The 14,418-nt window shown below is 67.9% G+C and carries 5 protein-coding genes; 4 read left to right on the top strand and 1 reads right to left on the bottom strand.

Features of this window, described 5'->3' with window-relative positions; translation table 11 throughout:
• Positions 1–12: 12 nt before the first annotated feature.
• The gene (locus tag HNR22_RS08540; protein ID WP_179779896.1) at positions 13–657 is read left to right on the top strand and encodes a hypothetical protein; all 645 of its coding nucleotides are present in this window, start codon (positions 13–15) and stop codon (positions 655–657) included.
• A gap of 3 nt (positions 658–660) precedes the next feature.
• On the opposite strand, the gene HNR22_RS08535 is transcribed toward HNR22_RS08540, so the two are convergent.
• Entirely contained in the window at positions 661–1,899 is a 1,239-nt protein-coding gene (locus HNR22_RS08535) for a zf-HC2 domain-containing protein (RefSeq protein ID WP_179779895.1), read from the bottom strand.
• Between the two features lie 259 nt (positions 1,900–2,158).
• Here HNR22_RS08535 and HNR22_RS08530 point away from each other — a divergent pair, with 259 nt between their 5' ends.
• The 3 genes from HNR22_RS08530 to HNR22_RS08520 all read left to right on the top strand — a co-directional run bounded on the left by HNR22_RS08530 (position 2,159) and on the right by HNR22_RS08520 (position 14,382).
• Positions 2,159–2,791, top strand: coding sequence for a LuxR C-terminal-related transcriptional regulator (locus HNR22_RS08530; protein ID WP_179779894.1), 633 nt, complete (start codon positions 2,159–2,161; stop codon positions 2,789–2,791).
• A 222-nt stretch (positions 2,792–3,013) separates the two neighbouring features.
• On the top strand, positions 3,014–5,254 hold the full coding sequence (locus tag HNR22_RS08525) for a hypothetical protein (RefSeq protein ID WP_179779893.1): 2,241 nt from the start codon (positions 3,014–3,016) through the stop codon (positions 5,252–5,254).
• Positions 5,254–14,382: a hypothetical protein gene (locus HNR22_RS08520; RefSeq protein WP_179779892.1), complete on the top strand. Its 9,129-nt coding sequence runs from the start codon at positions 5,254–5,256 to the stop codon at positions 14,380–14,382. Before HNR22_RS08525 ends, HNR22_RS08520 begins: the two co-directional genes overlap by 1 nt.
• Positions 14,383–14,418 lie beyond the last annotated feature (36 nt).

Here is a 14,418-nt window from a genome sequence, read left to right as displayed (position 1 = left end):
CAGGGTTGAGGTATGAGTGATCCCAACACCTCTGTCGTCCCGGCCGATCTGACCCAGGAATGGCCGAGCGGCCGCCACGTCAGCGGGAAGAACGAGGATCTCATCGGCTTCGAGGCGCCCACTTCGGACGGCCACGGAGGCTACACGAACACCGACGGTGAACCCGTCGATGAGCACGGCAACCTGCTGCCCGACCCGAACGCGCCCAAGGGTGACCCGGGCGAACCGGACCTGCGCAGCTACGACGTCAGCCCCGGCCAGATGTACGACGCCGAGACAACGATCCTCCAGGCGACGACGGGCCAGATCGCCGACTTCGAGCGCTTCCGCGACGCCGCGATCGCCAAGTCGAGCTGGATCTTCTGGGCCGGCAAGGAGTCGGACGCGGCCGAGGTCTGGCACGAGGGGGCACCGCTCAACAACAACGTCAAGTGGATCGGCCCCTACGACGACGGCAGCGGCTGGTACGCCAATTACCGGGACCCGCACCCGGAGCAGACCGCGGAGATCCAGTACAGCCAGTTCCAACTGCTGCAGGGCTGCGCCGGCGTGCTCGATCTGGTCGGCCAGTTTGTCGGGAGGCTCAACAACGCCGCCCAGATCTACGCCGGCGCGGACATCAACTCCACCGTCCCGGACGGCACCAGCACCGCCTGAGCCTCAGCCGCCGTTGGGGCCCATCTCAGCTTCGGCGTCGTGCGAGAAGTACACGGTCACCACGGTCTTGCGGTCGCTGCGCAGCACCGTCACGTGCGAGATGCCGGCGATCGCGGCGGGCACCGCGCCGGACACCTCCTGCTCCTTGCCAGTCCCGCCGGTCCAGTTCACGACCGCCCATCGGTTGTCGTCCGGGCCGTAGCCGTACAGCCGGTAACCGGTTCCCTTGGTCAGACCGGTCAGCTTCGCGCGCACCTCGGTCGACCCGTCCTTGGCGGTCAGCGCCACCGTCATGTGCACCCCGCTGTCCACGTCGGTCGTCGAGGCCGCCGCGCTCACGGCGGCCCGGGCCGTCGGTGTGCTGGGCTCGCCGTCGTGCTCGCGCAGGAGCGCTGTCGCGGCGGTTCCGCCGAGCGTGACGGTCGCGGCCAGCAACCCGATCGACACGATCAGCGACCGGGTAGGCCGGACCGGTCGCGTCTGCCCGGCCGGTTGCGTGGTCAGGGGCACCGGAGCAGGCACGGTCGACGGTGCCGGCCGGTTCACGGGCTTGGTGCGCACGCCCGGCGCGATCGTCGGCAGCACCGGCGTGGCAGCCGGCTCGGCGGCGGCAACCGTAGGCGCGATGATCGGCACGACAGGCGCGACGGTCGGCGCCGTGAGCGATACGGCCGGCAGGGCAGGTGCAGCAGCCGGCACAGCATGCCCAGCGGGCGCGGCGGGCTTGGCGGGCGGCGCAGCGGGCGCGGCGGGCGGCACCGTGGGCCCAACGGGCGGCACGGAGGGCGCGGCAGTTGGCGCGGCGGGCGGCACCGTGGGAGCGGAGGTTTCCTTGGCCGGCGCGGCGGCTGTGCGGGTCGTCGGAGGGGGCGGCGCTGGTTCGGGCGCCGGCGCATCAGTCACGGCTGCGGACTCCGTGGGGCGGCTGCGGCCGGACCGGCGTGATCGGTGCGTCCAGCCGATTCGGGACCGCGGCGCCTCGGGCTCCTCGATCGGCGCGAACCGGGCCGGGAACGCCGGTGGCACCGACGTGCCGAGCGCGCCGTACATACTGGCCAGCCCTTCCCGGTCGTCGAGGAGCAGGGCCATCGCCGCGAGCGCCTCGCACACCTGCGCCGCCTCGTCGCGGCAGGTCACGCACGCGTCGAGGTGGGCGCGCACCCGCTGGGCCGACGCCGCGTCGAGCTCGTCGAGGTAGTAGAGCCCGAGCAACTCCTCGACGTGCTCGGTGCCGTCCGCCACAGATATCAATCCCCGGTCCGCTTCGCTGGTCCGAGCCCTCGTCGGGCTCCCTGCCCATCCTCGTCGAACGCCGGGGCGCCGCGAGACACCAGGCGAGCATGCTTGATGCGTACGGGAAACGGAAAGTCCCTCATCGGGGGCATCGCCACCGCAACCGACCGGGACGCTGGCGGATTTCCGCGGTTCGTGAACCGGGCGGGGCCGGGATCCGTCTCAGTGGCGCCCGTGAACACGGGCCCGACAGCTTGGAGGAGCCCCGGTGTTGACAGTGGCCATCGTCTCCGATCAGCCCATCTCCCGGGCTGGCCTGGAAAAGCTGGCATCCGACGATGGCGGTCTGCGCGTCGCGGCCACCGTGGCGAACGTCGGCGAGCTGCTGGCCGGCGGTCAGACGTTCGACGCGGTGGTGCTGGAGCTGCCGCCGGGCGGGACGGACAGCATCGCGCGGGTGGCCACGGTGGGCCGGCCGCTGGTGAGCGCGGCGTGGGACCGGTCACCGAGCCTGCTCGCCGCCGTCCGGGCCGGGGCACGAGGTTGTTTCAGCAGGCTCAGCGAACAGCGTGACGTGCGGGAGGCGGTGCGGGTGATCGTCCGCGGTGGCTTCTACGTCTGCCCGCGGCTGGTCGATCAGTTTCAGGGTGAGCTTGCCCGCGGCGGGGGCGAGGAGCAGAACGGCCTGGCACCGCGGGAAGTCGAGACGCTGCGGCTCATCGCCTCCGGCTTCACGCACGCGCAGATCGCGACCCGCATGGGCCTCTCGCAGGCGACGGTCAACACGTACGCGAAGCGGATCCGCGCGAAGCTGAACGTCAGCAACAAGGCGGAGCTGACCCGGATGGCGATCGAGCTGGGCCACCTCAGCCACCCTCGCCGGCTGAGCCGCGCGGCCTGAGCATCGTCGCCAGCGGGCGGCTCGGTGCTCTCCTGCTCGGGCGGCGCAACGTGTGCTTGACCGGGTTTCTCAGTCTCGGTGGCTTCCGCCGGGCGGCGGCCTCTCGGCGCCACTGACGCTGGTCGACTGCCGCGGCCCGGTGTCGTTTGAAGAGATGACTTGCTGGTGCCCCCGTGGCAGGACGACCGTTGACCATGAGTGGCAAAGCGGAGGAGGCGCGGCGTGGGAGTGCTGGCGGACTGCCTTGAAGCGATCAGCACGGAAGGGCCCGGCGTGTTCCGGTACAAAGATGCTGCCTCGGACTCGGTGGTGGTCGACGATCGGGTGTACGACCTGGCGAGGAAAATGGTGGCGCCGGGTACCACCGCGTTGCTCGTTCCCGATTCGGCCTCCAACTCCACGAACCTTCGTGCCTATCTACACGGTTTGGTAGCCACCGATGTCCGGGTGGTGGTGGTCCCGTTCAGCTCCAGAACCTCCGGGCCCCTGGACCTGGACAGCGCACTTCGGCTTCAGGACACGTTGGGCGTGGAGTTGGCCCTGCCGGGTGATGTCGCCCAGGAGGGCGTGCCGCCGGGCCTGCAGGACCGTCTCACGTCGCTCGAATCGACAGCGGAGCTTGCGAGGACCGGTGAGCACGCTAGCGCCTACCGTCTGCTGCCCGAAACGCTGGCGGCGAACCTCCGACAGCTTGCCGAGTTGACCACGGCGCGCCAACCGGTGTCCGTGGGCGAACTCGTCAGCAATTCCGCGGCCGGTGGGCGCCGGACAACCGGCGGTGCCGGCTTTGTAGCCGGCGATCTCTTGCCCTTGGCCGCCGTGTACTACGCGACCTTCGGCGATCTGCCCGGACTGTCCCTTGCGGAGCTGCGCGCGCTCGCGAGGCCGCTGTCTCGACGGCGCCTGAATCACGCCCTCGGTCAGACTCCGGTGCCCATGCCTTTGGCGAACGTGCTGCAGGAGTTCAATTCGGGCCGGGCGGTCGCCGCACTGGTTCACGCTCCTGCCGGGTCTCCTACGCCCGGGTCGTTCTGGATGGTGAAGGGCGACGACGGGCAGTTGCGGTGGGAGACCGGAACCGAGCCGGCCGTTCCGGTGGTCCTGGACGGGGCCGTCGACCGGAGAACGGCCGTCCTGGAAGACCCGCGCAGCGAAATCGTGGTCGTCGGTTCGGATGGGGTGCCGTACCCGCCGGAACTGCCGGCCGAGCCGACGTGGGCGCCATGGGTGTCGACCAATGCCCGACGGATCGGCAAGAACACGATTCTGCTCGGCCCGGACTCGTCATCGACCGCGATCGACGAGATCGTGACGGTTCTCAACCACCATGACGGCCTGATTGCCCTGGTCGACGTACGCCGCGGCGCTCCGAGCAGGCATGGAACCACTCTGGACGCACTGATAGCCGAGAGTCTGCACCGGACCTTGGCGAAGAATCCCGCGATCAGCGTGGTGGTCGCCACGGAGCGCAACGATGAGCTGGAGTTCATCGTCGCTGAGCAGCACGGCCGGTCATCGGTGCAACCGACGATGGTCGGGTTCGAGAAGTTCTGGGACGTGCAGGGGGCCGGGTCGGCCCACCGGGAGCGATACCGCAGCCTCACCGACGGTGCGTTGGCGCGAGCTGAGGCACTTGCCGCTCCGCCGAAGTCTGGTCCCTCGGATCTGGTAGCGGAATTTATCAACCAGCCGACGTGGAAGGACGTCGAGTCATACCTCCAGGAGCACGCAGATGATTTGCTCACGGGGGACGTCGTGCAGGAGTTGGCTGATCTGGAATCAGCGAGCGTGGCCAACGGCGAGCGGATCTCCCGGTATGACGACACGCAGATCAGAGACAGTCCCTTCTTCCGAGAAGATCGGGTCCTGGCGGCTTTTCGGGTCTTGATCAAGCAGGAAATGCTGGCGCGGAAGGACCCGGAACTTGTCGGCAAGCGTCCGCTGGAACCGCAGCGCCGCTGGCTCACTGATCCGGTTGAACCGCACACCCAGACGGCCGACTCCAGTTTGTTCCTCGGCTATCTCACCTCGCGCCCCCTGGACGAGGCCCGCCTCGGCGAAAAGGTCGGCGACTATGAGGGAGGCCTCCTGTGGTTGCGGGAGTTGCTGCAGGCCATGAGTAACGCGGAAGCGACGAAGGTTAGTCTCGCTGACCTCGTGGCAGTGGTGAGAGCCAAGGGCGAACTGGAGGAGGAACGAGCCGCCCGCCGCCCGGGCCAGGCCGAGATCTTCCGTGCGCACGCCGCCATCGTGGAGGCAATCCTCGATATCGTAGGCGGCAAGGGGGACGCAGGAAGATGGCTCGAGCGGCTCAACGCCACCGACTGTCTCACCGGCGCGGATCGTGTCTTCTGGCATTTCGTGCTCCGCGATATCATCATGCCGGCTTTTCCGGAGCACAAAGCAGAATTAGAAAGAATGCAAAACCGCATTAACGCCTGTTACGACAAGGCTGGTCTGTGATGCCCGGCGCTCCCGCTCCGTCGATCTGCCTCGACGGTTTCGTGCTGCTCCCTTCCGGCTTTGCCCTCCAACTCGGTGACACCACTGCAGAGGTGCCGGTTCACGTTCGAGATGCGCCGCTGATCGACGGCGTGGTGCAAGTGCACCTGCCCGAAGACGCGCCGGGTTCGATGAGGGTGCGACACGTACTGGAGCGCGAGGAGCCGACGACTGCCGCTCGTCTGTCGGTAAGCCTTGCCGTCGAGCGCAGCAGAACCATCAGCCGCGATGAGGCGTTGTCCGTAGCCAACCAACTCGGCGTGTACCTCGATCTGCCGGAGCGTGTCGACCTGGTGGACCCGGCCGACGACCGGTTCCTACCCATCACCAGCGATCGTGGTGTCACCAGTTCGGCTTCCGCGACCGGTGTCCGGGTGATACCCGAGAAGCACCTGCTGGGGGATCTCGCCACGGCTGCCGATACGCGGACACTCAACAACTACGCGGCGATGCGCGGCCAACTGCGACTGACGTCGAACAACGTCGAGATCGGCGTACCGCGCGCAGTGGTCGACGCGCTGCCCAGCCGGGCTGCGGAACCGCAGGCCAAGCTCGCCGCGCCGGTGGTCGTCAACGGCTACGCCGAGGTGATGTCGCATCTCGACGGTTTGGCGCAGGGGCAGCAGGCCAAGGTCACCGCGATTGCCGCAAACAGCACCCACGAAGTGCTCGCGACAATGCACAGCTGGGGTCTTGCGGTATCCGGACCACTGCCTCGGCGTCCGGACTCCATCTCCGTGTCACTTCCGGTCCCCGCCCGCCCGGTGGGCAGGGTCGAGATCGACACCGAGCGGTGGCGTCCGGTGGACGAGCCGTTCCGCTTCGATGACGGGCGGATAACCGCCGTGCCCGGTGGCGGCGAGCAGGTCGCCGTTCGTTATGAACTGATTCGGGCCGACGACGAGTGGCTGTTCGTCGTGCGAGTGCACCTGACCGGCGACCCCGACGCCGTGGCCCAGGTGCAACAGTTGGCCACCGAGGGCGTGCAGACGTACCTCAACGACCCCCGGCACGTACTACCAATGGTGAACCTACCGATGCGGGTCGAGGTGCAGTTCGTCGACGCCTCTCGAGCGCACCTCACCGTCGCGGTCACCGCCCCCGACACCCAGATGGACCAGGCCCACTGGGCGCAGGACCGGCCTCCTGCGTTCTACGCCCACGAGGTGCTGCACGCCCTCGGGGCCATCGACCACCAACCTCCCTCGCGGCGCACTGGCGGCGATCTACCGGCCGACCCCAGGACCTCGTTGATGAGCCCCCGCACCCCGGGCTCGCCGGTGGCGGTCCTCGACGAGGACCTGCAACAGATCATGGACACCCTGGCCCCGATCTACGCGGGCGTCGCCGGCGACCACGGTCCCCTCGTCCGCCCCGACGGCGCCGCCACCGCCGCCCAGGGCCCGAGCAGCGTCTCCGAATCCTGGAACGAAGGGCTCAGCAGGCCACCACGGATGCCCGACCCAGCGGAAACGCCAGGTCCAGCAGGCCCTTCGCTCGCGCCCGGTCCCGACGCGATCGTCGATCTGCTCTACGTCGAAGCCATGCTCCCCGTCCTCCAAATGCGACTTGAACAAGCCGAGCGACAACTCTCCCCGGACCACCCCGAGGTGGTGCAGACAGACAGGGCGTTCCAGGAGCTCAAAGGACTGGTCGACGAAGCCAGGAACAACGGCGAGCTGCCGGACAAGCCCCTCAGTCAGGCCCTGCTCACGTCGTCCTTCGAGGATGTCCTGCGCTGGGAGAAGGACGCGCGTGACAAGGTGAGCACCCTCGCCGACCAGGCGTCGGAGGGCGAGGGTACGCAGCAGGCCCGGCGCTGGCTCGAGAACGTGTTGTACCGGGACTTTCTGATTGAGACCAGCGCGCTGGGTCTCAAGCCGGAGGATCCGGGCAACGCGCAGTTCCTGCCGATAGTCAGGAAGGCGTTCGACCCGGCGGCGTCGGCGGTGACCGACGAGCAGATGCAGAAGTTGACCGAGTATGTCACCGACCTGATCAAGGGTGATCAGCCAGTCACGATGGAGGCGCTGACCCGACGTGCCGAGTTCGACCGGCTGCGCCAACGACTCGGTTCTCACCCCGCCGCAGAGATCGACGTCGCCGTCGCAGGTTGGCGGACGTCGTCGCCTGATCAGGACCTGAAGCAGCGCGATCGCAAGCTCGAGGTACGCGAATTCGCCAGAATCCTCGTGCAGCGAGAAGGGACCTTCGACCCGACGACCGCAAACCTGGACAGCCTGGACCGGGTGATCGAGTCGGCCTACCGGCGGTACGCCAAGGACAATGACGGTGCCCGGCCCCACGGGCCGATGCCGGTGGAGGGCCTGAAGGCTCTGTTCCTCCACAAGCTCGGCCGGGAGACTCTGAGCTGGAAAAATGTGCAGCTCGTCGCTAGCCAGGACAGCGCGCGCGAGCGCTATCGGAAAGATCGCCCGATTCGGGTGGAGACGGCCAAGAAACTCGCCGCGGCGCCCGGGCTCGGCGCAATCAGCACGACGGTCAACGCCCGGCACACCAGAATGATTCAAAGTGGGCCGGAACAGGCGGACTCGCCCGAAGAACGTCTGGCCGAGCAGAAGGCGCTGTGGGCGCTGGTGAGGCCGAGCGTCCCGGGGGCATCATCGCCCCCTGTGCAGCCGGCGGAGCTGGCTGGCGCCACTGAGCTCGCGCGTCTCGGCGGCTCACAGGCAGTATCGCCGGCTGCGCAGGCAGCTCGGCCGCCGACGGTCGCGGTGGCCCCCGTCACCCGTGATGACCTCAGCAAACTGGTCCTGGTCCGACGTCGGCTCTACGCCGACCCGCGGGATCGCCAATACACCGGCCCGTCCGACTACCAGCAAATGGCACTCGAGCTGCTCGGCGCAGAGGGGGCGGTGGGCGCGGCCGAGCTGCGCGACCTGGCCATCATGATGCGCCGCCTGCCTCGGCCCCGCACCCTCACCATGGACAGGTTCGACGACCGGGCCGCACGGCAGTGGCTTACCGAGCAGGCGATCTCGAACTGGAGGCCCGGGCCGCCGGGTCATCGCCCGGATCCGCAGAATCCGCAGGAAGCGCCGGATGCGAGAACCGACCGCAGCCGAATGGTCACCGCCTTCCACGCCATCGACGAGATGCCGTTCGTGGCGGACCTGACCGCCTGGATCAACCGGGCGGTGCCGTTCGGCGCAGGGCAGATCACCGAGGAGATCGTCCAGCGCAAGATCGCCTCCCTGTTCGGTCAGGTGCTCGACGACGGCGCGGCGCTGGAGGTCACGGTCGGCGAGAACACCTACGACATTCGGTTGTGGGCCGTGCCGACCAGAGGGCCGGCAGTGGAAGCGGACAGCCTCCCCGGCGCGGAGCGCAGCAACCGGTTCAGCGGCAAGCAGGAGAACCGGATCTACGGTTACCACGATCTGGCCTCCTGGCGGACGTGGGCGACGGCGGCCAGCGCCGATGGCGGGTTGGTCTACCGCGCCGCGCTCGGGCAGGCGGAAGCGCTCAGCGGCGCCCGGATCGACCTGATGACCACTCTCGGCCGGGTGTCTGGCAAGGGCCAGCGGGAGCTCAGCGCAAACGCTCCCGCCGAATTTCAGCAGCTGCGGATCAAGGAGCCCTTGGGCTGGGTCAACCTGCCGGTCAACTGGGCGTTACGGGTGGAGGCGCGCGGGACCGGGAAGTGGCGGGAGCTCACCTTCCGGAACGGGGATGGCGCGTTGCGCGAAGACAAAGTGCGCTACGCGGTGGCGGAGTTCCAGCTGCCTTACTCCGCGAAGGAGAGCGGTGCTCCACAGCTGAAAGAGTTTACTGACCCCGATTATCTGAAACCGGTGGACATCAGGACGCCCGAGCAGTTTCCGGTGTGGAAACTGGATCACGGGGTTTCGCGCCTGCAGCTCTCCGGTGCGGTGCTCAGCGAAGTGCAGAAGGCGCTCACCCCTGAGGATTATGCGTTCTGGAAGCCGTACGTCGAGGGGCACCTGTCCAACGACCAGCTCGCCCTCAACCTGGGCGACATCCTGCGGCCCCGTGCGGACCGCAACTACCAGCAGGTGTTCCGCCTGAACCTGGACGCCAAGGGCCGGCAGTTGAGCCTGAGCCTCACCGCCGGCGACCGGGCCCAGCCGGTCAACTCAGTGACAAAGGTCAGTGAGGTGAGTCAGAGCGGGGAGACCCGGTTTGACCGGGTGCAGGCCGTCGTGGCCAAGACCCTGCTCAGCGAGGACGCCATCCTGACGCGCCGCACAACGCTGACGATGGCTTTCCGGGCGGTCGAGCGGTACCTGCGGCTCGGGTTCCGCGGCCAGCTCAGCTGGCAGAAGGGCGATCAACTCATCCGCCATCACCGTGCCCTGCTGACCCGGGCCGAGCGGGTGGTCGGGAAATTGCAAGTCGCGTTGGCCGACTTCACCGTCCGGTTGGATGTCCACCACGAGCGCGAAGGTCGGCAGCTTGCCAACGGCCGGCATGAGCGTGTGGTGACAGACCCCGGCCCGATCGACATCCGTGGCTTTGCGCACTTCATGGTCCACAAGGACGCGCTGGCGGGACTGGCATCCGCTGGCCCGGTGGGTGCCCCCGGCCGAGCCGGGGAAGCAAGCGGCACAGCGGCGTCGTCCACCGCCACGCAGCCTGCCACCGCGCAGACCGCACCGAAGTGGTGGACCCCGGGTGCCGACTGGGGACCGACAATGGACTACGTCAAGAACCTTGGCGGCGTAGCGGAGCTCTACAACCAGATCGCCACGCGTATGGCCACCGAGGGGTATCTGCCGAAGGCGGCGGCGGGCGTCGGGAGCACAACGCCGTGGGACGCGTTGCAGGGATTGCCGGTAACGGGCGCGGACGTCAACAAGCCGGGCGTGGAGTACGCGAACTGGCAGCTGCTCCTCAGCAAGTTGTCCGAACGCTCCCTGCGGGCCGGGGTCGACAACGTGCTGAACATCGACCCGGCACAACCGGGCGTCGCCTGGGTCTTCTCGCACCCCAAGCACCCGGTCTCACCCGCCCATGTGCTCACCATCGGCCTGTCGGCCGAGACCACCGGCGGCACCACGTTCGTCGCCGAGAGCGATAAGCAGGTGCAGTACGGCCACACGAGCATCGACACCATGACCGCCAAGCGCGCCAAGGGCAAGGTCAAGGAACTCTCCGGGTACGGCGGAGTCGGCGGAAACGAGGCGAGCAGCTTCTGGCAGGGGCAGGTGGGGGCCCAGCGCTCGTGGACGAACAAGAAAAAGGCCGGCGACACCCAGTCCACCGCGCTGACGTCCGACACGGACGGTCAGAAGATGAGCAGCCCGATCTTCGAGGTGGACATCCGGTGGACGTGGGTCGCCCTGCGCAACGAGACGCCCGTGGGGCCGCCCGGGACTGTTGACGCGACGGCGACGATCCTGCAACCGAATGCCCTGAATGACGTCGCCAGCTCAACGACCGCACCACCGCTCCAATTCGTCCCGCCTGCCGATCGGTCGCCGGCACAGATCAGAATCGACAGCGACCCGCCGGAACATTTCGGCACCAATCCGCAACTGCGCTCGGTGTTGACCGAGATCGGGGCATCGGTCTACACCACACTCGGTGTTCGAGGCGTCGGGCAGCTACAGGAGAAGCTGATCCAGAACGTGCGCGGCCTGCCGGCGGTCGCCGTCTGGAACGGACTCAACCGTGCCGCTTACAGGAGCAACCTGATAAGGGCTCTCGCCGCAGCGGCGACGCTTCCTGTCGGGAATCAGTTGGTGGGTCTGTCCGTCCGTCCGGTCGGTCGCCCGGAGATCGTGAAGGTCTGGTTCCCCTACACCCAGCAGCTCCTCGAGAGTCAGGTAGGCCGCGAGGAGGGTGCGGAGGAACTCGGTGAGAAGGGCTTCCTGGGCGGCGCATATCTGGGCAAGGAGTCCGCCTCGGCCGCCGGCAACGAGTTGGCGTTGGGCGGCGGCACCGTCACCACGTCGACGGGCCAGGGGACGGGTTCCGTGGCCGTGCAGACGGTGGGCAGCTACCGGGGCCTCTACCAGGACCAAAAGATGGCTGTTGTGCGTACCGTTGTCGTCAACCGGGCCGAGGTCGGCGATGTCGTGGTCCAAACCTTCGGTGAGGTGATGCTCAATGTGCTTCTGAGTGATGTCATCGCCAACCGAAACGCCTTCGACGGTGCTGCGCTGCTGGACGAGCACCTCGTCGACTCGAGCCCGGATACACCGCCCAAACCGTCGCCGGCCCTGGCGCTGATCACCGACCTGCGGCCTCCGGTCAGCCTGCAGCACGGCCTCTCCTGGGCCGTGATGTGGCCGATGCTCTACGGCACGGCGAGCCCCGAGGCGACGACCTCCAATCAGCCGACAGGTTTCGGAAAGCTGAGCGAGAGCCTGGCCGCAGCTGCCGAAGAGTTCCAGGCGCCTGGGCTGGTCGCCCAGCTCAGGGCGCTACCGTCCTGGTTGAGTCCGTACATGGCGAAAATGCGCGACGGGGGCGCGCTCTGGAGGTTCAAGGCCGACGGCCGGATGTTCGAGGTGTCGATGTCGGCCGAGTTGGTCGGGCCGGCCTGGGGCAGCCGCCCTGGTGGAAACGGCATCAAGGTCTACGAACGGGGCAACGCCTATCGCGACGCCAGCCGTCGCTTTACGACGATGCTCGCCGTGGGCGGCGGTGCCACCGGAACGGGTCGTCCGGACAGCCTGGACGGCGGTTTCGCGTCGGGATCACTGGTCGGCGGGCGGACCCGCGGAGAGGAGCAGAGCGACACGCGTGGCTCGAACCTGCTCTTCATGAACGGGCTACGAGCAAACAAGCTGACGGACTTCAACCAGATGGTCCAGTTCCACGTGACGATCAATGAGACCACCCCGCTCTCTGCGAAAAAACAGTTGAAGAAGACGTTCGGCAGTCAGAACCTGGGGCACCGGTCCTCGAAGATCACAGTCGTGGAGGAGCACGTCCTCAGCGTGCCCACGGAGGGCACGATGCCCCTGGGAGCACCCAGGCCGACCATCACGTTCGGCCTCAGGAGGACGCTACCGCCGAAGGTTCTGATCGAGGGAGTTCTCGGCGTAAAGAAGATCCACGAGGCAGTGGCATCCGCCGGTATGGGAAAAGCGGTGGATGGGCCGACCGCCGACGGCCATCTCAACTTCGAGACGATGCGGACGAGCCTGGGCGAGATGCTCAGCGAGCAGGGTGCCCGGTTCACCGCGGTGTCGATCCCCGGTGCGGTGCTGAACCCCGGGCCGGGCGGCCTCCGCGTGAAGGCTCGTTTCAGTGACGTCCTCCAGCTCTACTACATGGAGAAGGCCGAGAAGGAAAAGTACGATCACGGCACCGATCTCGTCGCTGACACCGACGTCTCGACCAGGAAGGAGCACGGGGCCTTCACCGTCGCCGCCACCGGGCCGGTGGCACCCGGTCAGTCGCTCGGGGCTCAGGTTTCCGGCGGCTTCCAACGGAGCCGGGCCAGCGGCATCGACCACACCGCGTGGATCGAGCACCGGGCCTGGCTCCGCGAGGACAGCTCGGTCTTCTTCGTCTTCGCCCTGCTTGAGTACGAGGTCACGGTGCCGGGCACCAGCACCCGCACGAAGGTGCCGGGTAGCGTCGAAATGGTGGTCACGAAGCAGGAGGCCATCGATTGGGGCATCCCCGTCGACGCACTCTGGTTCGCCGTGCCGGCAGGCAAACGGAACAAGGAGTTCCCGGGCTACCACGGAGCGGGCGAGTCGACATCGGCTGCGCCGCCCACCGGCACCGTCTCGGACGATCGGCGACTTGCCGCGGCGTTCCGTAAGGCGGTCGAAGCTTTGAACACCACCACCACCACCGCCACCGCGTTGCCGACCAATACGGGAGTGGCCGGACCGTCAGATTCGGCCGCGACGACCGCCGGGCCGGCCGGGGATCTTGGCGCCACCGGACAAGCGACGGACCCCCGCGCGGGCGACAGCAACCTCAGCAACCCGGAGCCGGAGTGGCTGCGGACGTCTCTCGGCCGGATCAAGCGGCCGGACGAGCAGCTACCGAACCTGCTCAGTGACATGTCGGTGCCCGGTGTCCGGACGCAGCCACCGCCGGTCGACCTCCGGGCCACCGCTCGCCAGCAACCGAACCAGTACTTTGTATGGCTCAGCACGGCGCCTGGCGCGGCGGTGGACCGACAGGTGTTCGAGTGGCTGAACGAGCGGTTGGAACAACTCGCCCAAGCCGGAAGGACACCCATCGTGGTGACCCGCGGCCAGCTCGACCTCGACGATGTGCCCGGCAAATCGAAGAGCGTGCCAGGGTCCGAGAAGCGAAGCCTGATCCCGCTGCTCAGCAGGTACGGCGTCGCTGTGATTCACCAGGTGCCACGGAGTTCCGGCGGACTCGGTGGGTTGAACCTCAGCAACAGCTGGAAGGTCCGCGGATCCAGCTCTGCGGCAGCGAGCGGCCGGAAGGTGGACGACACCTGGTCGAAGATCGACCTGGCTGTGGTGAACGCCGCACGCCGCCTGACCCGATCGACCGTCCGCCCGGTATCCGAGGCGCTCGGCGAGCTGGTGTGGGGCGCGCAGGGCGTCGACGGGCAGCTCGCAGTGCTGCGGTCGCGCTGGGAGGATCTACGGGCAACGAAACACCTGGTGGAACAGGCCAGCCGGATGGCCGAGCGGGTTCCGGACAGCATGAACATCGCACTGGTCAAACCCCTGCTGCGCTTCGGTCCGAACGAGAACGTGGTGGTCCAGTTCACGAAGTCCACTCCAGAGCAGCGGCCGAGCACGATGCTGGAGGCGGTCGCCCGGCTGGAGCTGGACGCCGCAGGCAAGCTGAAGGACCCGCAGGACTCCGGCGGCGTCACCGACGACCTCGTCGATCTGGTCCAGGCGGTCCGACTGGGCGCGGACAAAGCGGAGCACAGCCCCTTTGACTTCACCGTCTCTCTGCTCAAGGCCATCGGCCAGGTCAAGGCCGGCAGGTTCGACGACGCGGAGCGGTTCGTCGCCGAGAACCAGGGACGGCTCAACGATGAGCAGAAGAAGGCCTGGGTCAACGCGCTCAGCGACCTTCAACGCAGTATGGACCACACCGAACGCGGCCGCCTCCAGCCGGTGCTGGCGGCGGTCCTGGCTTGCTGATCGGGCGCCCCGCGGCCGGCGCGGGAGCGGGGCGCC

The sequence above is a fragment of the Micromonospora jinlongensis genome (genome assembly GCF_013410645.1).
GTDB lineage: Bacteria > Actinomycetota > Actinomycetes > Mycobacteriales > Micromonosporaceae > Micromonospora > Micromonospora zamorensis.
Note: the sequence above shows the minus strand (reverse complement) of the source record. Positions and strands in the feature narration are given on the sequence as shown.

Coding starts and splice junctions, on each gene's coding strand:
- HNR22_RS08540 (WP_179779896.1), top strand. CDS start 13: ATGAGTGATCCCAACACCTCTGTCGTCCCGGCCGATCTGACCCAGGAA.
- HNR22_RS08520 (WP_179779892.1), top strand. CDS start 5,254: ATGCCCGGCGCTCCCGCTCCGTCGATCTGCCTCGACGGTTTCGTGCTG.